General features: G+C 64.3%; 24 protein-coding genes. 14 read left to right on the top strand and 10 right to left on the bottom strand.

Annotated features, from left to right (window positions below):
- Positions 1 to 368: 368 nt before the first annotated feature.
- The 6 genes from AKN83_RS20745 to AKN83_RS39800 all read left to right on the top strand — a co-directional run bounded on the left by AKN83_RS20745 (position 369) and on the right by AKN83_RS39800 (position 2,822).
- On the top strand, positions 369 to 602 hold the full coding sequence (locus tag AKN83_RS20745) for a hypothetical protein (protein ID WP_050400946.1): 234 nt from the start codon (positions 369 to 371) through the stop codon (positions 600 to 602).
- Between the two features lie 109 nt (positions 603 to 711).
- The gene (locus AKN83_RS20750) at positions 712 to 1,101 is read left to right on the top strand and encodes a PRC-barrel domain-containing protein (protein ID WP_050400947.1); all 390 of its coding nucleotides are present in this window, start codon (positions 712 to 714) and stop codon (positions 1,099 to 1,101) included.
- Between the two features lie 497 nt (positions 1,102 to 1,598).
- Entirely contained in the window at positions 1,599 to 1,799 is a 201-nt protein-coding gene (locus tag AKN83_RS20755) for a hypothetical protein (protein WP_050400948.1), read from the top strand.
- A 54-nt stretch (positions 1,800 to 1,853) separates the two neighbouring features.
- A complete protein-coding gene (locus AKN83_RS20760) occupies positions 1,854 to 2,084 on the top strand; it encodes a DUF6894 family protein (protein WP_050400949.1) in 231 nt (76 codons plus the stop codon).
- Positions 2,085 to 2,115: 31 nt separating this feature from the next.
- A complete protein-coding gene (locus tag AKN83_RS20765; RefSeq protein WP_050400950.1) occupies positions 2,116 to 2,496 on the top strand; it encodes a hypothetical protein in 381 nt (126 codons plus the stop codon).
- Positions 2,497 to 2,681: 185 nt separating this feature from the next.
- Positions 2,682 to 2,822, top strand: coding sequence for a hypothetical protein (locus AKN83_RS39800; protein ID WP_157113484.1), 141 nt, complete (start codon positions 2,682 to 2,684; stop codon positions 2,820 to 2,822).
- Positions 2,823 to 3,039: 217 nt separating this feature from the next.
- Here AKN83_RS39800 and AKN83_RS20770 read toward each other — a convergent pair whose 3' ends face one another.
- From AKN83_RS20770 to AKN83_RS20785, 4 genes are all read right to left on the bottom strand, one after another.
- Entirely contained in the window at positions 3,040 to 3,261 is a 222-nt protein-coding gene (locus tag AKN83_RS20770; RefSeq protein ID WP_050400951.1) for a hypothetical protein, read from the bottom strand.
- A gap of 20 nt (positions 3,262 to 3,281) precedes the next feature.
- Positions 3,282 to 3,512 carry a hypothetical protein gene (locus AKN83_RS20775; RefSeq protein WP_050400952.1) on the bottom strand — a complete coding sequence of 77 codons (231 nt, stop codon included), beginning with the start codon at positions 3,510 to 3,512 and terminating at the stop codon, positions 3,282 to 3,284.
- 218 nt (positions 3,513 to 3,730) lie between these two features.
- On the bottom strand, positions 3,731 to 4,249 hold the full coding sequence (gene ldtR / locus AKN83_RS20780) for a transcriptional regulator LdtR (RefSeq protein WP_018271925.1): 519 nt from the start codon (positions 4,247 to 4,249) through the stop codon (positions 3,731 to 3,733).
- Between the two features lie 659 nt (positions 4,250 to 4,908).
- Positions 4,909 to 5,370, bottom strand: coding sequence for a DUF6163 family protein (locus tag AKN83_RS20785; protein WP_029081124.1), 462 nt, complete (start codon positions 5,368 to 5,370; stop codon positions 4,909 to 4,911).
- A gap of 197 nt (positions 5,371 to 5,567) precedes the next feature.
- On the opposite strand from AKN83_RS20785, the gene hemB reads away from it, so the two are divergent.
- From hemB to AKN83_RS20800, 3 genes are all read left to right on the top strand, one after another.
- Complete coding sequence (gene hemB / locus AKN83_RS20790) at positions 5,568 to 6,632, top strand: porphobilinogen synthase (protein WP_050400953.1); 1,065 nt, start codon at positions 5,568 to 5,570, stop codon at positions 6,630 to 6,632.
- A gap of 186 nt (positions 6,633 to 6,818) precedes the next feature.
- Positions 6,819 to 7,376 (top strand): RDD family protein, encoded by a 558-nt coding sequence (locus AKN83_RS20795; RefSeq protein ID WP_050400954.1) that lies wholly within the window; start codon positions 6,819 to 6,821, stop codon positions 7,374 to 7,376.
- 86 nt (positions 7,377 to 7,462) lie between these two features.
- Positions 7,463 to 8,239: an arginyltransferase gene (locus AKN83_RS20800; RefSeq protein WP_050400955.1), complete on the top strand. Its 777-nt coding sequence runs from the start codon at positions 7,463 to 7,465 to the stop codon at positions 8,237 to 8,239.
- Positions 8,240 to 8,258: 19 nt separating this feature from the next.
- Here the strand turns inward: AKN83_RS20800 and AKN83_RS20805 are convergent, their stop codons facing one another.
- Entirely contained in the window at positions 8,259 to 9,632 is a 1,374-nt protein-coding gene (locus AKN83_RS20805; protein WP_050400956.1) for an Nramp family divalent metal transporter, read from the bottom strand.
- 121 nt (positions 9,633 to 9,753) lie between these two features.
- Here AKN83_RS20805 and AKN83_RS20810 point away from each other — a divergent pair, with 121 nt between their 5' ends.
- The 4 genes from AKN83_RS20810 to AKN83_RS20825 all read left to right on the top strand — a co-directional run bounded on the left by AKN83_RS20810 (position 9,754) and on the right by AKN83_RS20825 (position 14,687).
- Entirely contained in the window at positions 9,754 to 10,884 is a 1,131-nt protein-coding gene (locus AKN83_RS20810) for a PspA/IM30 family protein (protein ID WP_050400957.1), read from the top strand.
- Entirely contained in the window at positions 10,881 to 11,543 is a 663-nt protein-coding gene (locus AKN83_RS20815) for an OB-fold-containig protein (protein WP_050400958.1), read from the top strand. Before AKN83_RS20810 ends, AKN83_RS20815 begins: the two co-directional genes overlap by 4 nt.
- A gap of 3 nt (positions 11,544 to 11,546) precedes the next feature.
- On the top strand, positions 11,547 to 13,307 hold the full coding sequence (locus tag AKN83_RS20820) for a flotillin family protein (RefSeq protein ID WP_050400959.1): 1,761 nt from the start codon (positions 11,547 to 11,549) through the stop codon (positions 13,305 to 13,307).
- A 138-nt stretch (positions 13,308 to 13,445) separates the two neighbouring features.
- A complete protein-coding gene (locus tag AKN83_RS20825) occupies positions 13,446 to 14,687 on the top strand; it encodes an MFS transporter (protein WP_050400960.1) in 1,242 nt (413 codons plus the stop codon).
- Positions 14,688 to 14,797: 110 nt separating this feature from the next.
- Here AKN83_RS20825 and AKN83_RS20830 read toward each other — a convergent pair whose 3' ends face one another.
- The gene (locus tag AKN83_RS20830) at positions 14,798 to 16,051 is read right to left on the bottom strand and encodes an adenylate/guanylate cyclase domain-containing protein (protein WP_050400998.1); all 1,254 of its coding nucleotides are present in this window, start codon (positions 16,049 to 16,051) and stop codon (positions 14,798 to 14,800) included.
- Positions 16,052 to 16,225: 174 nt separating this feature from the next.
- Here AKN83_RS20830 and AKN83_RS20835 point away from each other — a divergent pair, with 174 nt between their 5' ends.
- Positions 16,226 to 16,417 (top strand): hypothetical protein, encoded by a 192-nt coding sequence (locus AKN83_RS20835; protein ID WP_050400961.1) that lies wholly within the window; start codon positions 16,226 to 16,228, stop codon positions 16,415 to 16,417.
- Between the two features lie 100 nt (positions 16,418 to 16,517).
- Here AKN83_RS20835 and AKN83_RS20840 read toward each other — a convergent pair whose 3' ends face one another.
- The 4 genes from AKN83_RS20840 to AKN83_RS20855 all read right to left on the bottom strand — a co-directional run bounded on the left by AKN83_RS20840 (position 16,518) and on the right by AKN83_RS20855 (position 21,190).
- Positions 16,518 to 17,510, bottom strand: coding sequence for a cation diffusion facilitator family transporter (locus AKN83_RS20840; protein WP_050400962.1), 993 nt, complete (start codon positions 17,508 to 17,510; stop codon positions 16,518 to 16,520).
- A 115-nt stretch (positions 17,511 to 17,625) separates the two neighbouring features.
- Positions 17,626 to 19,881, bottom strand: coding sequence for a DNA topoisomerase IV subunit A (gene parC, locus AKN83_RS20845; protein WP_050400963.1), 2,256 nt, complete (start codon positions 19,879 to 19,881; stop codon positions 17,626 to 17,628).
- 73 nt (positions 19,882 to 19,954) lie between these two features.
- The gene (gene recO / locus AKN83_RS20850; protein WP_050400964.1) at positions 19,955 to 20,704 is read right to left on the bottom strand and encodes a DNA repair protein RecO; all 750 of its coding nucleotides are present in this window, start codon (positions 20,702 to 20,704) and stop codon (positions 19,955 to 19,957) included.
- 105 nt (positions 20,705 to 20,809) lie between these two features.
- Positions 20,810 to 21,190, bottom strand: coding sequence for a hypothetical protein (locus tag AKN83_RS20855; protein ID WP_050400965.1), 381 nt, complete (start codon positions 21,188 to 21,190; stop codon positions 20,810 to 20,812).
- Position 21,191: the final 1 nt, after the last annotated feature.

Here is a 21,191-nt window from a genome sequence, read left to right on the forward strand (position 1 = left end):
GATCGCAGGCACGTCCAGTCGCGTGGTCGCATCGCCAATCGAAACGCGCGAGTTCGGGTTATGGAATCGCGCGCGGAGCTCGCGTCTGCGCGTCCTTAGCGACCATTCGCCACAGCCTTCGGCAAGCCCGCGGCGCAACTACGCCGTGCTGCAAATCGCCGCACCTCGCTGATCGCTTTTCGCTTGCCATGATTTGAGCGAGGGTCGGCCGGCTCGCTCGAAGTCGGCTCAGCAGATGCCGCAGATCAAAATCGCGTCGCGACGGCATACCGCCGCAACACAAGCCGCCGGCTGGTCAAACTATAGGAACCATCGTGGCTTTTTCCCGTTCCACCTCGGCCGATAGATACGGCATTGGAGGAGAGAAGATGAACGTTAAAACGATTGTCGCGGCAGCGCTGCTTGCCGCTTTTGTCACGCCGGCATTTGCAGCGGACGAATTCTACGTCGTGCAGGACGTGAAGACGAAGAAGTGCACGATCGTCGATCAGAAGCCGGTCGATACGACGACCACCGTCGTCAGCCCGTCGGGCACGATCTACAAGACACGCGCCGAAGCCGAGGCCGGCATGAAGACTGTCAAGGTCTGCACGTCCGACTGATCGGCGCCGAGCACGCAGTCATCGTTATTTGAGCCGTGCCGGCATTCGTCATCCCGGTGATGACATGTGCCGGATCGGTCATCCCCACTGAAGGCGAGGAGTTCCTCTTATGAAGAAGTTTGTTATCGGCTGCATCGTGGCTTCGGCGTTCGCGACCGCCGCGCATGCAGCGACCACGATGCCCGCCGCCCCGACGGACAGCTGGACCATCACCAACTACTACAAGCAGAATGTCTATGATCCGAAGGAATCCAAGATCGGGACGATCGACGACGTGCTCGTCGACAAGGCTGGCAAGGTGACCGGCCTCGTCGTCGGCGTCGGCGGCTTTCTCGGCGCCGGCGAGAAGGACGTGATCGTGCCGTACACGGCCGTCAAATCGCAAAAGAAGGACGACAAGTGGTGGCTCACCCTCGACGAGACCAAGGACAGCCTGAAGGCTGCACCGGGCTTCAAGTACGATCGGGCCAGCACGACCTGGATTCCTGAGAACAAGTAGCACCGAAAGTCCGCCCGCTCGGCGGTGCATGCCGATCACGCAGCTTGACGAGCAAAGCGGAACACTCGCCCCGGCGCCTTCCCGCGCTGGGGCTCTTGCTTCCGCTCGAACTTCGCCTCAGCCCGGCAAGCAAGGCAATGAAGCCGGATTCTCGCGATGATGATCCGATGCCGCCAGCGGAAGACAACGAACATGCGACAACTACCAGCCACCCCTTGGTCGTTTGCCTGCTTCAAGATTTCTGGCCTGATCCGCCAACCAACGATCCCCGGCACCGGAGGTCTCACAGCACCGGGGATCGCTACTCCCGGTGGGCTTGGGGGCGGAGACCGGGAGCTGAAAGTCGACTCCCGTGGTTCCAGTTCGTTCCAACGGAACCATGGGAACGCCTGCCATCGTCCGGAAGTTAACCCGACATCACCGCGCGGCCTTCGGTATCCATCGGTGATGAGAACGCCAATTGCGCTCCCGCCTTCTCCAGCAGGAAAGGACAGCGCATGTTCAAGCGTCGTCGTTTCAGGCAAAAGGGCTCGCTTGTAGAACGCCTTCTGGCGCAGGCCAAAGGCCTACGTCAGAAGGCAACGGCTCTTCCGATCGGAGCCGAGAAAGAAAGGCTCTTGCAGAAAGCCCGGCAGGCCGACACGGCCGCCCAGTTGGACCAATGGCTATCGTCGCCCGGGTTGATGCCGCCCGAATAGGAACAGAATCCATCGAACGGCCGTTTCCTTCCTGTTGCTCGAGGAGCAATGGCAATGCCCCGCTATTTCTTCGATATCAGGCACGACGGCGATCTCTACCCCGACGAAGAGGGACTGGATCTGGCGGACCTGAGAGCCGCCAAGGTTGAAGCCGCGAACACCCTGGCCGGCATCGCCAGAGACACCGGCCATTCTGGCGGGGACCATGATGTTGCGATTGAAGTCCGGACCGACGATGGACTGCAATTTCATGCCGCCTTTATCCTCCATGGACCGAAACAATAAGGCGCCCGGCTTGCCGATGTCAGATGTTCGCATGCCATCACGATTGCTGTCGTCTCTGAGCCTCTCGTTTCTGGTCGCCCTGAGCGGTTGCGGCAATCAGCTCGAGTGCGATTCAATCGAGACGCGAAAAGCCGTGCTCCAGAGCATTGCCGACGACCACCGCAATCCGCTGATCAACTATGCCGCCAGGGAGGCAACGGCGAAGCCTGATCCGGAAAACTCAAAGCCGCAATACCTGCTCGGTGAAAAGATCGTCACGACTTCGACGAGCGCGGACAAGCGGACCCTGCAATGCAGTGGCGGGATTTCGGTCGCCATCGGCGACGTCAAGGCGTCGAAAGAGGTGGAGTTCACCGTGCAAAAGTCCGCCGACGGAAAGTTGTCGGTTTCAGTTGCGCCGTTTCAGTTTTGATTTGGTCGCTTTGCCGGGAACCGGAACGGCGAACACAGAGTTATCCGTCATAGCCGGGGAGCCCGGAGAAAATTCCGGGCCCTGCAAATTCCAGTTCGAAAAGCCGGGCCGCTCCATTCATTCGCGCTCGCATCGCGAAGGATGCGGTAGTGCATGCCGACCGCGCTCGTCGTGGGAGCACGCCAATGGCTGCCCGTCCGGAGTGGAGTGCGACGATGCAGGCGAACCACCATCATATCAACGGCGTGGAGGTTGCTTTTGTCTGCGCTGCGGCGGTGTCGCTTTTGGCCCTGATCGCCAGCGTGGCGTGGCTCCTGCTGCGATGAGCAATCGAATCGTATCATGAATCGAGAACCATCCCCGCCGCGATCCCATCGATCATCAAGCGGGGTGGTTATGGGTTTCGCCAGGACGACGATCGTGTGAGGCACCGGCGCTGTCGTCGGCCGGCTTGGATCTCTCGCATGCGCGGGTGATGCCACCGATGGCTTTTTGATATTCTTTGATAATTGAATCTCACAGCAACGGCGGAAAAAGTACGCCCTACAGCCCGGTAAACCCGGCTTTCACATGGTCGGTGCTGCCGTCGAGCTGGCGCAGATAGGTCAACCCGCACACCGTCAACCGATGCGTGTCGCGCTCGCCCGCATCGAACAGCGTCTGCACGTACTCTGTCACCTTCGCCCGCGCTTCGTCGCTTGCAGCGGACGTGCGGTTGAGCAGCAGATCATACGTCTGCATGATCCGATCGATCGCAGCTTCCATTGAAGTCTCCGGGTTGACGCTCAGGCGACCACCAGCGTCTCGGCCTCGAATTTCGCGATCGCCTTGTTGGCGAGGCGGAGGCGATTGATCTCACCGCGCTGGAACAGCTTCACGATGATGCCGAGCAGGCGCTCATTAGTGGCGAAAGTGTCGGGAATGGTGCCTGATTTGCGCAGATAGTTCGAGGCGATCGCGTAGGCGTCACTGACGACCTCGACGTTCAGCACCTCAATTCCGCGCTCGACCAGCATATCCCTTACTCTCCGTTGGGAGACGGGATAAAGCGCTGGGAACGCCATGGTTCCTTGCCCGGGCCGATTTATTTTCGCAGGTGCAGCATGAAACGTGCAGCATGAAAAACGCATCGGCCGGGCATGACCGATGCGTTGGTTGAAGCAAGGTTGGACTGGAGGGAGGCTGCCGGTCTTTTCAAGTGGCCGGCTTGGCCATCAGGCGAAAACGGGAAGACTCAGAGGCGATACAGAATCTGGTCGGTCCAGAACCGCTCGAGGCGATGCAGCGACTTGTTGAGGCTCGCGAACTCCTCGTTCGAGATGCCGCCGACCTGCTCGACCGTCTTAACGTGCTTCTGATACAGCGCATCGACGATCTTGCGGACTTCCTGGCCCTGCGGGGTCAGGCGGATGCGGACCGAGCGGCGATCGACGCGCGAGCGCTGATGATCGAGGAAGCCGAGCTCGACGAGCTTCTTCAGATTGTAGGAGACGTTGGAGCCGAGATAGTAGCCGCGGGTGCGCAGTTCGCCGGCGGTCAGCTCCTTGTCACCGATATTGTACAGGAGCAGCGCCTGCACCGAGTTGATGTCGGCGCGGCCACGACGATCGAATTCGTCCTTGATGACGTCGAGGAGCCGGCGATGCAGCCGCTCCACCAAAGTCAGGGCTTCGAGATAGAGCGGCTGCACCGGAGCTTGACCGGTAGCGCGATCAGCGGCATCCGCCGCCGTTGTCGCAACGGCTTTCATCATGACACTTCCCCTGTTTGTCGTTTTTATCGACTTTATTCGACGAAACTTGTGTCCCGCCTGATAGGTCCAACGTAAGGGGGCCGTTTGAATATCCGCTTAAATAAGAGAATAAAGAGATCATGAATTTAAGACAGTGAATCGTGGATTAAGCCCATGGATCAAGGGCTTTTCGCAACTTTTCATTGACGGTGGCTGGCCCCTGTTCACGCTTCGTCTGCCTGCCCTGTCGCATTCGGAAACAGCGGCGTCCGAATTCGAAACGACGGCGTAAGGTGTGTGAGGGAACCCTTTACGGTGACCGATCGGTTACCCGAAAATTCTTCGAAAATTTCATTGGAGTGCATCGCGGCGGGATGCGCGTGATGCGCGCAGGCGGGCCCCATCCGCTGCCGCGGCCAGATCAGTTCCGCCGTCGGCCTGCGCAAAGCCGGCCGGTCACGCACCGAGATCCGAAGAAATGGCTCCCGACGGCAGGTCCCGCGGAGACGCTCCGGGGGAAATCGGGCATCTCGAAAGGGGTACGATCTGTCGGGCATCCACTAGCAGAACCAGTGCGGTTGTCTTCTCGTTGCGCGCACGAGTGCCGAATATTGCCAGCCGCCGTCAGCTATTCGCCGTGCTGTCGCAACAAGGCAACAGCGTATCGCGCAGGCGGTGAGCTATGGCGGGCGTTCGCGCGCCGCCATCCAGGCCAACGCCAGATAGGCCGCGAGCATGACGGCCTCGAGCCCGACCACGGTGAGGCTGCCGCCATAGATACCCGGAAACATCAGCTCGATGACGGCCATCGACACCACCGTGGTCAACCAGACCACGGCGCCCCACGGCGTCGCGAGCCAGAGCCCGACGGCGGCGACGAGTTCGATGACGGCGAAATAGATCGTGGCGGTCTGCCAGGCCATCGACTGGTTCTCGAAGGCCTCCTCCTCGCCGCCGACGAAGCCGGTCACCTGGGCCCAATGATAGAGGCCCTTGGCGACCGAGACGACGGCCATGATGCGCAGGAAAATGACGAGGCGCCGCGTCCACGCATTGTCGTCCGGCTCGATCCGGTCGGACGAGATCGCGCTCACCGAGATGGCGTTGTCCCGCGCCTGATCGCGTGCAGAGGTGTCAGACATCAGAATCGCCGCGTGGCGGCTGCAAAATGGGGTTCATGGCGCAGTCTTGGCCCGCCGGGACCGCAAAATCAATTGCCGTTGCGGCAAATCGAGGGCGCCCAAGGCGCAACGGTTGGCGCAATGACGGCGCCCCTGCGAGGTGCTAGAATTACCCTTATATCCGGTCCAGACCAGCCGTCCCTCGAGGAGAAGACAATATGGCGATCAAATTCGGGCGCCCGATCGAATTGCGCGATGCGCCGCGGCGCCAGAAGGATGCCCTCGCCTCCCCCTCGCTCGACCTCACGATCCGGATGCGCCGCAACCGCAAGTCGGAATGGGCCCGCCGTCTGGTACGCGAGAACGTGCTGACCACGGACGACCTGATCTGGCCGATGTTCGTGGTCGATGGCCATAACACCCGCACGCCGGTGGCCTCGATGCCCGGCGTCGACCGCCTCACCGTCGACCAGATCGTCCGCGACGCCGAGCGTGCCGCAAAACTCAACATCCCCTGCATCGCGCTGTTTCCTTTCACCGAGCCTGCGCTGCGCGACGAGCAGGGCTCGGAAGCGCTCAACCCCGACAATCTGGTCTGCCAGGCGGTGCGCGCAATCAAGAAGGAGTTTCCCGACATCGGCGTGCTCTGCGACGTCGCGCTCGATCCCTTCACCAGCCACGGCCATGACGGGCTGATCGAGGGCGGCAAGATCCTCAACGACGAGACGGTCGCGGTGCTGGTCCAGCAGGCGCTGACCCAGGCTGAGGCCGGCTGCGACGTGATCGCGCCGTCGGACATGATGGACGGCCGCATCGGCGCGATCCGTGAGGCGCTCGACGACAACGGGTTCGGCGACGTCCAGATCATGTCCTATGCGGCGAAATACGCGTCCGCCTTCTACGGCCCGTTCCGCGACGCGATCGGCTCGGCCAAGACGCTGACCGGCGACAAGCGCACCTATCAGATGGACAGCGCCAATTCCGACGAGGCCCTGCGCGAGGTCGAGCTCGACATCGCCGAGGGTGCCGACATGGTGATGGTGAAGCCGGGCATGCCCTATCTCGACATCGTCCGCCGCGTGAAGGACCATTTCGCGATGCCGACCTTCGTGTACCAGGTGTCGGGCGAATACGCGATGATCGCGGGCGCCGCCGCCAATGGCTGGATCGACGGCGAGCGCGCGATGATGGAGAGCCTGGTCGGCTTCAAGCGCGCCGGCGCCGACGGCATCCTGACCTATTTCGCGCCGAAAGCCGCCGAGAAGATCAAGGCGGAGAGCTGAGGCGCGGCCAAGGCCGCCCTCCCCGGTACAGCAACATTGCTTTGCTGGCCGCCGCGCTGTCCGCAAACACGGCACAGACCAGCCGCCGAATCGCCGGAATATTTCGGCTAGTTAATGTTCGCGCGGACTTGGCAGGCCGGCCTCCTGTTCCCATGTCCGGCGCGGGAGTTTCATCGGAGGTTGGTCATGTCCTACGGCAATGACGGTGGCGCTTGGCGCGGGGCAGCCTGGCGCAACGACGGCGGCGTTCCCCCGCATGCGTTCGATCCGTTGATGCAGCCGGAACTGTTCCGCGGCGTGCTGACGCGGCGCGTCTTTGCGTTCCTGATCGACCTCTTCGTGCTGTCGGTGCCGGTGATCCTGGCGGTGATCTTCATCGCGATCTTCGGTATCGTCACGCTCGGTCTCGGCTGGGCGCTGTTCTGGCTGGTCTCGCCGGCTTCGATCGTCTGGGCCATCGTCTATTACGGGGCCTCGATCGGCGGGCAGCACTCGGCGACCATCGGCATGCGCATGATGGATCTGGAACTGCGCACCTGGTACGGCGCGCGTGGCTATTTCGTGCTCGGCGCCACCCATGCGGTGCTGTTCTGGGTGACGGTGTCGTTCCTGTCGCCGCTGGTGCTGCTGGTCGGCCTGCTCAACGGCCGCCGCCGGCTGCTGCACGACATCATCCTCGGAACCGTCGTCATCAACAGCTCGGTCCGGACCCAGGTCACCTCGGCCGCGCGGGCCTCTTATTAGGCCCGCCTAAACCAATTGACCGTTAGCCTCCGGAGGGCGATGCTAACTCGGCTGCCTGTATTGTATGTGGAGCCCGACGATCAGACGTGACCCAGCACTCGCGTGATACCCCCCAGTTCTACCTGACGGCGCCCTCACCCTGCCCCTATCTGCCGGGCCGGCACGAGCGGAAGGTTTTCACGCACCTGGTCGGCGACAAAGCGGGCGATCTCAACGACTTGCTGACCCATGGCGGCTTCCGCCGCAGCCAGTCGATCGCCTACCGCCCGGCCTGCGACCAGTGCCGGGCCTGCGTCTCGGTCCGGGTGGTTGCCAACGAATTCCGCCCCTCCCGCAACTTCCGCAAGGTGCTGGCCCGCAACGCCGACATCATCGGCGAGCAGCGCACCGCGGTGCCGACCTCGGAGCAATATTCGGTCTTCCGCGCCTATCTCGACCGCCGCCACCGCAACGGCGGCATGGCCGACATGACCGTGCTGGACTACGCGATGATGGTCGAGGACAGCCATGTCGAGACCCGGATCATAGAGTACCGCAAGCGCAATGCCGACAGCGCCATCACCGGCCGCGGCGACGAGCTGATGGCGGTGGCACTGACCGACGTGCTCAGCGACGGACTGTCGATGGTCTATTCCTTCTTCGAGCCGGGGCTCGAGGCCCGCTCGCTCGGCACCTTCATGATCCTCGATCATATCGCCCGCGCCCGCCGGCAGGGCCTGCCTTACGTCTATCTCGGCTACTGGATCGAGGGCTCCAAGAAGATGGACTACAAGGGCCGCTTCCTGCCGCAGCAGCGGCTCGCGCCATCGGGCTGGCTGCGCGTCGACGCGTCAGGCGAGGGATTGACCGAGCCGCAGGACTAACGCGTTTCGATTGGACGCTCTAGGTACCGAGCAACGTATCGATCAGCAGCTTCACGTTCAGGATCACGATCAGGCCGGCGACGATCCACGCCGCCACCGCGACCGGGAGCGAGATCGCAAGCTTGCCCATCTTGCGCTTGTCGGACACGAAGCGCACCAGCGGGATCACCGCGAACGGCAGCTGCATCGACAGCACGACCTGGCTGAACACGAGAAGCTGCGCGGTGCCGCTTTCGCCATAGAGCGCGGCGACCACGATGACCGGGACGATCGCGATGCCGCGGGTCACCAGGCGCTGCAGCCAGTCGGGCAGCTTGAGGTCGAGAAAGCCCTGCATCACGATCTGGCCGGCCAGCGTCGCGGTCACGGTCGAGTTGAGGCCGGACGCGAGCAGCGCCACGGCAAACAGCGTCGAGGCGATGCCGAGCCCGAGCAGCGGCGACAGCAGCTCGAAGGCCTGATCGATCTCGGCGACGTCGGAATGGCCGCTTTTGTGGAAGGTTGCGGCCGCCAGCACCAGGATCGCCGCGTTGACGAACAGCGCCAGCATCAGCGCGATGGAGGAGTCGGTGGTCGCCCATTTGATCGCGTCGCGCCGGCCCTCCTCGGTCCGCGGATAGGCGCGGGTCTGCACGATCGATGAGTGCAGATAGAGGTTATGCGGCATCACGGTGGCGCCGATGATGCCGATCGCGATGTAGAGCATCTCCGGATTGGTGACGATCTCGCGCGACGGCATGAAGCCGCCGATCACGCCGGCGATCGGCGGCGCAGCGGCCGCGATCTGGACCACGAAGCAGACCGCGATCACGATCAGAAGCGCGACCACGAAGGCTTCGAGAAAGCGGAAGCCGCGGTTCATCAGGAGCAGCAGCAGGAACGCATCGAGCGCCGCCAGCAGCGCGCCGCCGATCAGGGGAATGCCGAACAACAGCTTCAGCGCGATCGCGGTGCCGATCACCTCGGCAAGGTCGCAGGCGATGATCGCGGCCTCGCAGGCGAGCCACAGCAGCAAATTCACCGGCCGCGAATAGGTCGCGCGGCAGGCCTGCGCCAGGTCGCGGTCGGTGGCGATGCCAAGCCGGGCCGACAGCGCCTGCAGCAGGATCGCCATCAGGTTGGAAAGCAGGATGACCGACAGCAGCGTGTAGCCGAACTTCGATCCACCCGCGAGATCGGTGGCCCAGTTACCCGGGTCCATGTAGCCGACCGAGACCAGGTAGCCTGGCCCGGCAAAGGCCAGCAGCCGTCGCCACCACACGCCTGTGCTCGGCACCGCAACGGTCGCGTTCACCTCAGGCAGGCTGCGCGCATGGCCGGCATCGCCCCGCCAGCCACCTCGCGCGGCGTCGGCAACGGAAACGGGAGACATTTCAGGGGTACGAGCGTCCATCCTCAAAGGATGGCCCAACTCTTTCGTTATTGCAACTCATTTGCAAATGCATCTGGGCTCACGGAAATGATACCGGCCCTCGATCTTGTAAAGCACTGAGGAAGTGCTTTAAATTTGCCACATGATCAAGCTGCCGGCCGAGACACCAACCGCAACGCTGCGCTACGCTCTCGCCCCCGACCCGTCAGGCATCGAGGCGATCGAGGCGACCCTTGCGGCCTATGATCGGATGATGGCAATCCTCGCCGAGGTCGCCCCTGTCGGCGCCAACCTCGTTTCGCTGCACGCCCAGGCCTACGAGAAGATCCGCAAGGAGACCGGGCTGCCCGCGCGGCTGGTGACGCTCGGCCTGCGCGACCGCGCCAACTACATCGCGGGCGCCGCCGTCCGCCGGATACCGCTCGACGACAAGTTGTTTGCGATCAAAGGTCCAACTTCACTGACCATTAGCACTGTCAGCGGACGCGTCTTGGTGCCGTTCGACGTGCCGGGATATGTCTCGGGCTGGGAAAGCCCCTTCCCGGCGCATTTGATCTCGGATGGACGCGGCTACGAAATCCACATCGCCGTCAAATCGAAATCAGCCCAACCGGAGGAGAAGACCATGCTTCACGAAGGCATCCTTGCGCGCATGGGCCGGCTTCTTGCCGCCATCGCGAGCCGGACCATCGACAACGTCGAGAGCAACAACAAGGTCGCGCTGGTCAAGCAGGCCATCCGCGAGATCGACGCCGGCGCCGACGAAGCACGTTATGCGCTCGGCAAGTCGCGCGCCGAGGAATTCCGCCTGAAGCGGCGCCGCGAAGAACTGGATGCCGAAACGGCCAGCCTGAATGAGAAGATCCGTCTCGCACTTGCGGAAAATCGCGAGGATCTCGCGCGCGCCGGCGTCGCACGGCAAATCGACCTGGAGTCGCAGGTGATCGCGCTCGAACGCGCGATGGATTTCATCGAGCTCGAGATCGACGAGCAGACCAAGGCGCTGCAAGCCATGCTCGGCGCGCGCCGCGAGGCGGAAACACGATTGGCCGATCTCGAACAAAGTCTGATCCGCGAGGCCAACGACGAAACCAGCCGGGCCCCATCGACGACAAATACATTGAGCGCTGAACGCGCGATGGCGGCGATCGCCCGGGTCACCGGTGTTCCCGCTGCAAGCGTGCTTGGCGACAAGGAGCTTGACGAACTCGATCGCCTGCACCGCGAAAAGGAAATCGCGGCGCGGCTTGAAAGGATCAAGTCAGAAAAATGAGTGCAGTTGGCGACATTCTGCTCGCCCCGGACGTGCGGCCCTTTGCGGTCGCGGCTGCGATCATGGTGGCACTTGGCGGTATCGAGCTGCTGACCACCATGGTCGGACTTTCGATCAGCGAACTCGTCGGCAAGGATTTCGCGGTCGAGGCCGAGAGCCACAATGCTCTCAGTGGCCTGTTTCTCTGGATCAACGCCGGGCGGCTTCCCCTCCTGATCCTGATCATCCTGATACTCGGCATATTCTCGATCGGAGGCTTCCTGCTTCAGGGACTGGCGCATGCCGCAGGCACCGCCATCCCGGTCTTGATTGCCGCGGTGGTTGCTGCCGCAGGCAGCATCCCGGTGATCAGAAGTGCGAGCCGCGGCCTCGCCCGCATCATTCCGCGCGACGAGAGCTATGCGGTCAACGACAGCGACTTTGTCGGCAAGGTCGCAACCGTGTCGGTCGGCCCGCTCGATCAGGGCCTGCCCGGTAGGGTTCGTCTCAAGGATGTCTTCGGCAACTGGCACACTGTGTCGGCGCGTGCCGGCCCTGATTCCGAGGCGTTGCCGGTTGGCGCCAGCGTGCTGCTGGTCGACCGCGACGCCAAAGCCTTCATCGCGATTGCCGCTCCCGCCGACCTCATCGAACAACGACAATCTTCCAACAGGGCATAACATATGTGGGAACTTGCTGTACCCGTCGCCATTGGCGTCCTCGCCATCCTTGTCATTGGTCTGCTTTTCGCAAAACTCTACAAGCGCTCGACGCGCGATGAGGCCTATGTCCGCACCGGCCTCGGCGGCCAGAAGGTGGTGCTCGACGGCGGTTCGCTGGTGCTGCCGATCTTCCATTCCACCGCCGCGGTGAACCTGAAGACGTTGCGGCTCGAGGTCGCGCGCGGCGGCCCGGACTCGCTGATCACCAAGGACCGCATGCGGGTCGACATCGGCGCCGAGTTCTATCTGCGCGTCAAACCCGACTCGTCGTCGATCGCGCTGGCCGCACAGACGCTCGGCAACCGCACCAATGACGCCGCCGAGCTGCGCGAGCTGGTCGAGGCCAAATTCGTCGACGGCCTGCGCTCGGTCGCCGCCACCATGAATCTCGAGGAATTGCAGGAGCAACGCGCCACCTTCGTCAAGGCGGTGCAGGACGCGGTCGGTGCCGACATCCAGAACAACGGCCTCGAGCTCGAATCGGTGTCGCTGACCAGGCTCGACCAGAGCGACATCAAGCATTTCAACCCGAGCAATTTCTTCGACGCGCACGGCCTGACGACGCTGACCAAGATCACCAAGGAGCGCGAACAGGAGCGCAACCAGATCGTCCGCACCACCGAGGTCAATATCGCCCAGCAGGACCTGGTGGCACGGCAGACCACGCTGACGATCGAGAGCACCAAGCGCGAGGCCGAGCTGGCCCAGCAGCGCGACATCGCCAACAAGACCGCCGCGATGCGCGCGCAGACTGCGCAGGTCGAACAGACCGCGTTGCAGAACGAGGCCGAATACCGCATCCAGCAGGAGCTCGCGGTCGCCAACAAGCAGACCGAGGCCAACCAGGCTCGCGACACCCGCAAGATCGAGGCCGATCTCGCGGTCAAGCGCCGCAACACCGAGATGGAGCGCGATCTCCAGATCGTCGCACAGGAGAGCGCGATCGCGGTCGCGGCCAAGAGCAAGGAGCAGTCGGAGGCACAGACCATCGCCGAGACCGCGCGAGCGGTTGCGATCGCCGCCGAGGAAAAGGTCACCACCGCTCGCGCCACCGAGATCGCCGAACGCGACAAGATCATCAACGTGATCGCCGCGCGCAAGGCGGCCGAGACCGACGCGATGCCGATCACGGTCATGGCCGAGGCGGAACGCCAGGCCGCAGCCAACAAGGCGGAAGCCACCAACGTGCTCGCCAAGGCCGACGCGGCGGCCGCCACCACCCGCGCGGCCGGCGTCAAGGCGCTCGGCCAGGCCGAGGCGGAAGTCGCGACGATGAAGGCGGAGGCGCGCAACAAGCTGAGCGCCGACATGATCGCTTACGATCTCAATCTCGCGCGGATCAACGTGATCCCGAGCGCGCTCGCCGAAGCCGTAAAACCGATCGAGAAGATCTCCGACATCCGGATCTTCGACACCGGCAGCATGCTCGGCCGGGGCGGCGCCGACGGCCATGTCAACGGCAATGGCGGCGGCAATGGCGGTCTTGGGCTTGGCGACGGCCTCGCCGCGCAATTGCTGTCGGTCTCGGCGTTCAAGCCGATGATCGACAAGATCCTCTCGGAGGCGGGCTTCCCGGCGGGCCCCGACGCGCTCACCAGCCTGACCAGCGCGCTGGCGCAGCGCAAGGCCGAGGCCGCGCCCGCGTCTGCGGTCAGCGACGACAACCGGCCAGCCACATTGGTCGGCACCATCACCGGCCAGCTCGCGCCCGCGCCGCAGTGACGTGACAGCACTCTGATCTCAACGACAGGCCCGCCTCTCCCGGCGGGCCTTTTGTTTTGGGTTGTCGGGAAACGGGTGGGATCGGGCGTCTTCCAACCACACACTATGGCCAGACGAATTTTCCTCAAGGACTCTGCCATGCCCGCCGATACGCCTCGCCTGCCAAGCACCTTCAATCGCCTGGCCTGGTCCAACCTCGCCGCACAATCGGCCGAGCAGATTGCGCTTGCGGCCGCGCCCATCGTCGCCGTGCTGGTGCTCGGCGTCGGTGAAGGCCAGACTGGCCTGTTGCAAACCGCGCTGACGCTGCCCTTCATCCTGTTTGCGATACCCGCAGGCCTCTTGGCCGATCGCGTGTCGCGGCGCTGGGTGATGGCGGGCGCCGAGGCCCTGCGCGCCGCGGCATTGGCTGCGATCCTGCTGCTGCTATGGCTCGGTGCGATGACCCTGCCGCTGCTCGCCCTGCTCGGTTTCATCGCGGTCTGCGGCACGGTTGCCTACAGCGTCGCAGCGCCCGCGCTGGTCCCGTCGCTGGTGACGTCGCAGCAATTGCAGGCCGCGAATGCCCGCATCGAGCTCGCCCGCACCGTCGCTTTCGCCAGCGGACCCGCCCTCGGAGGCGTGCTGGTCGGCTGGGTCGGCGCCGCACCCGCATTCGGCTTCGCCGCGGCGCTGTCGGCGATCGCGGTCGTGCTGCTTGCCGGCCTCTATGAGCCGGCCCGCGCGCCCGCCCCGCGACGCCATCCGATGCAGGACATCAAGGAAGGCGCCGCCTTCGTCATGCATCACGCCTTGCTGCGGCCGGTGTTCATCACCCAGTTCATCTTCAACACCGCCTCCTTCCTGCTGCTCGCCGTGTTCGTGCCCTATGCGGTGCGCCATCTCGGGCTCAGCGCCACCGGCGTCGGCACGACGCTTGCGATGTACGGCGTCGGCATGGTGGTTGGCGCGCTGTTCGCAACCCGCGTGATGAAGCGGCTGGCGTTCGGCACCGTGATCGGGCTCGGCCCGGTCACCGGTCTCGTCGCCTCGATCGTGATGGCGCTGACCACCTGGATTGCGACGCCGCTGCTCGCCGGCCTCGGCTTCTTCCTGCTCGGCGTCGGCCCGATCCTGTGGGTGATCTCGACAACGACGCTCAGGCAATCGGTGACGCCCCCCTCGCTGCTCGGCCGCGTCTCGGCGATCAACATCATGAGCTACGGTGCCCGCCCGCTCGGCTCCGCACTCGGCGCCGTCGTCGGCGGCTTCTATGGCGCCGAAGCCTGTCTCTACCTCGCGGCCGCGATCTTCGCCGCCCAGGCGCTGGTGATCCTGATGTCTCCGGCGGTGTCGCTCAGGCGGCAGCCTGACATGGTCGGCGAACCCGCGCGCTGCTGAACGGCTCCTGCGCTCGCCGTCATTGCGAGGAGCGAAGCGACGAAGCAATCCATCTCTCCGCAAGCGGTGAATGGATTGCTTCGCTTCGCTCGCAATGACGAGGGAAGAAATCAGCTCGCCAGGTACCGCTCATACTTGCCGCCGACGACCTCGTCCGCGGTCACGGCCGGATCGAGCGTAAAGAGATCCTGGGCATGGCTGATGCCGCGCAGGACGAAGCGGCCGGTGGAGACCAGATAGTTGCGGCCGACGGCGTCGAGCCCGGTGCGAAAATCGGTCGAGGTCAGCAGTTCGCGGTCGACCGAGGCGCACATCGAGGCGATCCGGCTGACTTCATTCACGGCGGGCCCGACCACCGTAAAGTCGAGCCGGTCCTCGCTGCCGATGTTGCCGTAGAAGACCTCGCCGACATGGAGGCCGACATAGGCAGTGGTGGTCGGCCGGTTCTCGTTCTCGCGGCGATCGTTCAGCACCCGGATGTTATGGCGGAATCTGTGCTCGGCACGCAGCGCCGCACGCCTGGCGCTTGCCATGTTCTCGCCGGTGAACATCGCCAGCACGCCGTCGCCGATCAGTTTCAGCACCTCGCCGCCGGCATCATGGATCGCGTCGATCGAGGCCTGCGCATAGTCGTTGAGGAACGGGATGATCTCGTCCGGGCCGATGCGCTCGCTGATCGCGGTCGAGCCGCGCACGTCGGAGTACCACAGCACGGCCTTGATCTTCTCGGTGATGCCGCGCTGCATGCGCCCGCGCAGCACCTGCTCGGCCGTCTCGCGGCCGAGATAGACCCGCCCGAGGGTTCGGGCGATCTCGACCTGGGCGGCCGATTTGATCGCCAGTCCGAGCACCGGCACGAGATCGCGCAGCGCCGCCATATGGGTCTCGTCGAAGCCGTCCGAATGGCGGGTGGTGTAGTAGGAGTAGAAGCAGTCCATCTCGCCGATCGTCCCGGCCTCGCCGAAGCGATGCACGAAGGCGGCGAAGTGCTTGTGGCCCTTCTCGGCGAGGTCGCCGATCATCGAAAATTCGTGCGGACCGGTGAGGTCGATCACCATCTCGTCATGGCCGTTTTCGAGCATGTGATGGAACGCCGACCGCCGCCAGTTCTGGCTGGCCTCGCCGCTGCTGGTCGAGCCGTATTCGAAAATGTCGGCCTCGTTGCTCTCGCCGTCGTTCCAGCGGAAGCCGCGGCCCTCGAAGATCGGATGCAAAGTGTCGATGAAGACGATCGCCCGCGACAGCGGCATGCCGGCGGCCCGGCAGCGCTCGCAGAAGCCGCGCAGCAGGTCGTTTTCCGGCAGGCCGGTCAAACCCTGGCGGACCAGCCAGTTCATGAGGCGCAAACGGGGCGTCAGTTCCATACGGTGAATTATGCCGGGCAATTGGTGCGGGAGGAAGGGCTGGTCGTCGCGTGACAGATGCGGATGCTGGTCCAGCATTGCAAGGCCGCCCGACCTCATCATTTCACGCGGAACACCACCACCTGGGCTGGCGATTCCGCTTCCCTTTGCCCCAGCCTTCGCGCACAAGAGCGCATGGATAACGACACCGGCCAGCCGAATCCGATCCGACGCCTCGTGCAATGGGCGATCACCCCGCCACAATCCTATGGCGTCTACCTGGCCGCCCTCGCCCTGATGTTCACCCTGTCGTTCTACGCCGGGACGATGAAGCCGAAGCACGCGCCGGCTCCGCCGGTTGCTGCACCATCTGCGCCGCGCAACTGATCAGCGGACCGAAACTGGGCGAAAGCGCCCGCCGTCAAAGCAGCTCAGTCATAGAACTCCGGCGAGAGCTTCAGCCCGTCGCGGTGCGCTTGGCGACCTGCTAGACCATTTCCGCCGGCGCCAGCCGGCAGGTCTCGCTGCTGATCTCGACCTGCAGGGTCGCGTGGTGGATGCTGAACCGCTCCGACAGCTCGGCGCAGACGCGATGCAGGAAGACGTCGTCATGTCCGCCGGGCCGCACCAGATGCGCGGTCAACGCGGTCTCGCTGGTGCTCATTGCCCAGATGTGCAGGTCGTGCACCTCGGTGACGCCCTCGAGCGCGCCGAGATAATCCCTCACCCGCTTGAGATCGATGCCCTTCGGCACCGCGTCGAGCGCGAGGTTGACGCTGTCGCGGGCAAGCTCCCAGCCGCTCAGCAGCACCACCACGGCGATGACCAGGCTGATCGCCGGATCGAGCCACTGCCAGCCGGTTGCCATGATCAGCAGCGCGGCGATCACGACGCCGAGCGAGACGCCGGCATCCGCCGCCATGTGCAGATAGGCGCCGCGCACATTGAGGTCGCTGTCGCGGCCGCGCATGAACAGCAGCGCCGTGCCGCCATTGATCAGGATGCCGAGCGCCGCGACCCAGACCACGGTCCAGCTTGCGACCTCCGCGGGCTCACGGAAGCGGTTGATCGCCTCGACCGCGATGCCGCCGACCGCAATAAGCAGCAGCCCGGCATTGAACAACGCCGCGAGGATCGAGGCGCGGCGGTAGCCATAGGTGTGGGTATCGGTCGGACGCCTGCCGGCGAGCCAGGCCCCGCCCCAGGCCAGCAGCAGCGCGATGACGTCGGAGAAATTGTGAACGGCGTCGGAGACCAGCGCCAGCGAGTTGGCGGAATAGCCGAAGATCAGCTCGGCGATGACGAAGGCAGTGTTGAGCGACGCGCCGACCGCAAACGCGGTGCCAAAACTGTCCGGCGCGTGGCTGTGCCCGGGATGGGAATGCCCGGCATGCGAGTGGCCGGCGTGCGCGTACCCGGCATGGGAATGGCCGTGAGAATGACCGCTGTGGTCATGGTCGTGGTCGTGATTGTGCGCCATGGCAACCGTCGCCCGAGTTCGTCGGCGACGGTTATAGCGCTGTGAAATGTGGATACTATCACACCGCGGCTGTTGAACGGCGGGTTACGACTTGCGCCTAACCCGCCCGACGCTATCACTCCACGCCGCGATTGAACTTGTTCGACTTCGGCAGGCCGTGGGCGAGCCGGCCGGCGTCGGCGCGGTTGCCGCGCCAGTCGGCCAGTTCCTTCATGGTCATGCTGTGCTCGCGGCCCGCGGAATCCTTCCAGGTCAGGCCGGCCTTGGAGTCGAACACTGCGACATCGGACAGCTCCGAGCTGGTGTATTTCTGCAGCCGCACGCCGCGGCCGCGCGCCATCTCCGGCACCTGGTCGAGACCGAACAGCACCATCTTGTGGTTGGTGCCGATCACCGCGACGGTGTCGCCGTTCACGGTGGTGATCGCGCGGGCCTCGTTCGGCATCTCGACATTGAGCACCTGCTTGCCCTTGCGGGTGTTGCCGACGCAGTCCTCTTCCTTGACGATGAAGCCCTGTCCTTCGCTGCTCGCGATCAGGAACTTGCGCTCGCCCTTGTTGACGAACAGCGCGATGATCGCAGCGTCCTGCTCGAGGTCGATGAACATGCGGATCGGCTCGCCATGGCCGCGGCCGCCCGGCAGTTTGGCCACGTCGAGCGAGTAGAACTTGCCGTTGGTGGCGAACAGCAGCAGCTTCGAGGTCGTCTCGGCAAAGAACGAGTGCTCGAGCTTGTCGTCGGTCTTGAAGGCGAGCCCCGAGAGGTCCTCGACGTGGCCCTTCAGCGTCCGCACCCAGCCCTTCTCGGAGATCACGACCGTGCAGGGCTCGCGCTCGACCAAGGCTTCCTCGATCGCCGCGAGATCATGCTCGGGCGCATCGGCGAAGGTGGTGCGGCGCTTGCCGAGCGGCGTCTTCGGCCCGAAGATATCGCGGACCTTGCGGACCTGATCGCCGACCTTGGCCCATTGCTCGGTCTCGGAGCCGAGCAGGCCCTCGAGGCCCTTCAGCTCCTTCCGCAATTCCTTGTCCTCATTGCGGATCTCCATCTCCTCCAGGCGGCGCAAATTGCGCAGGCGCATGTTGAGGATGGCGTCTGCCTGGATCTCCGTGAGCTTGAAGGTCTTCATCAAGACCGGCTTCGGCTCGTCCTCGGTGCGGATGATCTTGATCACCTTGTCGAGGTTCAGATAGGCGACGAGGTGGCCGCCCAGCACTTCCAGCCGATGCTCGATCTGCGTCTTGCGGAAGTTCGAACGGCGGACCAGCACGTCGCGCAGATGGTCGAGCCATTCGCGCAGGCACTCGGCGAGGCCGACCACCTTCGGGATGCGGCCCTTGATGAGCACGTTCAGGTTCAGCGATATCTTGCTTTCCAGCTCGGTCAGCCGGAACAGCGACTCCATCATCAGCGCTGGATCGACGGTGCGCGATTTCGGCTCAAGCACGACCCGGACGTCTTCGGCCGACTCGTCGCGGATGTCGGCGACCAGCGGCAGCTTCTTCTCGTTGATGAGTTCGGCGACCTTCTCGACGATCCGCGACTTCTGCACCAGCCACGGGATCTCGGTAACGACGACCACCCAGCTGCCGCGGGCCCCCTCTTCCACGCTCCAGCGCGAACGGGTGCGGAACGAGCCGCGGCCCGTGGTGTAGGCCTCGATGATCGATTCCTTGGAATCGACGACGATGCCGCCGGTCGGGAAGTCCGGGCCCTTGACCCATTTCAGCAGCGCCTTCGACTTGGCGTCGGGCTTCTCGATCAGATGCAGCGCGGCGTCGCAGAGCTCGGCCGCGTTGTGCGGCGGGATCGAGGTCGCCATGCCGACCGCAATCCCCTGCGCACCGTTGGCGAGCAGGTTCGGGAAGCCACCCGGCAGCACCACCGGCTCTTTCGACTGGCCGTCATAGTTGAGGCGGAATTCAACGCCGTCCTCGTCGATGCCGTCGAGCAGCAGTCGCGCGACCTCGGTCATGCGCGCTTCGGTATAGCGGTAGGCGGCCGGATTATCGCCGTCGATATTGCCGAAATTGCCCTGGCCGTCGACCAGCGGGTAGCGCGAGGAGAAATCCTGCGCCAGGCGCACCATGGCGTCGTAGATCGCCTGGTCGCCATGCGGATGGAACGAGCCCATCACGTCGCCGACGATCTTGGCGGATTTCTTGAATGCCGCGCGCGGGTCGAGCCCGAGCAGGTCCATGCCGTAGAGGATGCGCCGATGCACCGGCTTCAGCCCGTCGCGGGCGTCCGGCAGCGCGCGATGCATGATGGTCGAGAGCGCATAGGCGAGATAGCGCTCCTCGAGCGCGTCACGCAGCGGCACCTCGTGAATTTCGGCCGGCTTTTCCGGCGGTATCTGTCGTTTTCCCATGGGGGAGGCGTTAAACCTTGGCGGTGAATCGGGCAAGCCGCGAATCACCGGGAATTTAGGGCCCGAATCGGCCTTACGGAACCGCCGACCGGCCCCGCGGCCGGGTCACGGCGTTGATAAATCCGTCCCGGGCGTCGGAATGGCCCTGGCCGCGGGGCTCCAGCACATGGCGCAGCAGGAACAGCCCGGTGATCTGGAAACCATCACGCAGATCCTGCTCCGACCAGCCGTTGGCGCCCCCCTCGCCTTCGCGCAGGAATGCCGGCAACGGCAACAGCCGGTCGCGCCACGGCTCGCCGGCTGCGCGGGACACGGCACCGCCGGATTTCGGCGACACGTAGATCAGGTCGGTGGTCTCACCTGTCGCCGCGCAGTTCTCCAGATCGAGCCCGAAGCCGAGCTCGGTCAGCATGGCGAGCTCGAACCGGATCAGGTGCACCGCGGCGATACCGGCATCGTCGAAATCGTCCAGTGTCCCCTGCAGCATCTCGTAGATGTCTTCATGCGGATCGCGCTCCGGCAGCAGCCGCGCCAGCGCCGCCAGATGCGTCACGCCGTAGACGGCGTGCGACGAGGCCAGCAGCGTCGCCGCGCGCAGCCGCGTGCCTTCCAGCGCGTACATGCCGAGATGCTCGTCGAGCCGGGCCCGCCACACCGCGGTGACGCTGTTGCCGGGCTGCAGCAGCGGCCGCATCCGCGAGCTGGCACCGCCGCGCACCAGGCCGAGATGGCGGCCGTGCTCGCGCGTCAACAGCTCGACGATGGCGGAGGATTCGCCATGCCTCCGCACGCCCAGCACGATGCCTTCGTCGGTCCATTCCATGAAAGAGAGACTACAGGATTCAGTCGGGTAACACAGCCATTTGCCTCGTCATTTCCGGGATGCGCCTCTTGGCGCAGGCTCGGAAATGACCGCCGACGTGGTCCGCTATGCGTTGAACCAGCCCTGCGCGTCGCCGGTGAAGGAATAATACAGCCCCGCCGTGGTCAGGATGCAGGACACCACCTCGATGGCGCTGTCGAGCTCGAGGCCCTTTTCGCCGATCACCTGCACCAACGAGATCACCGACAGCACCAGCATCGCGCCCAGCGCCCAGCGCGGCCAGTTCTTGCGGTGCTGCGCGGCGAGCCGGACGAAATACACCAGCAGCAGGATCATGCAGCCGGCGGTCAGCGTCTCGCCGGTGATCATCTGTTCGGTCCTGACGTCGGTCGGCGTGCGGTCCTGGAACGCCACCGACAGCGCGTCGAGCGTCAGCGACAGATAGAGCAGCACCTCAAACCACAGCACGTTTCTGGGCACGTTCATT

Origin of the sequence: Bradyrhizobium embrapense (assembly GCF_001189235.2) — a bacterium.
GTDB lineage: Bacteria > Pseudomonadota > Alphaproteobacteria > Rhizobiales > Xanthobacteraceae > Bradyrhizobium > Bradyrhizobium embrapense.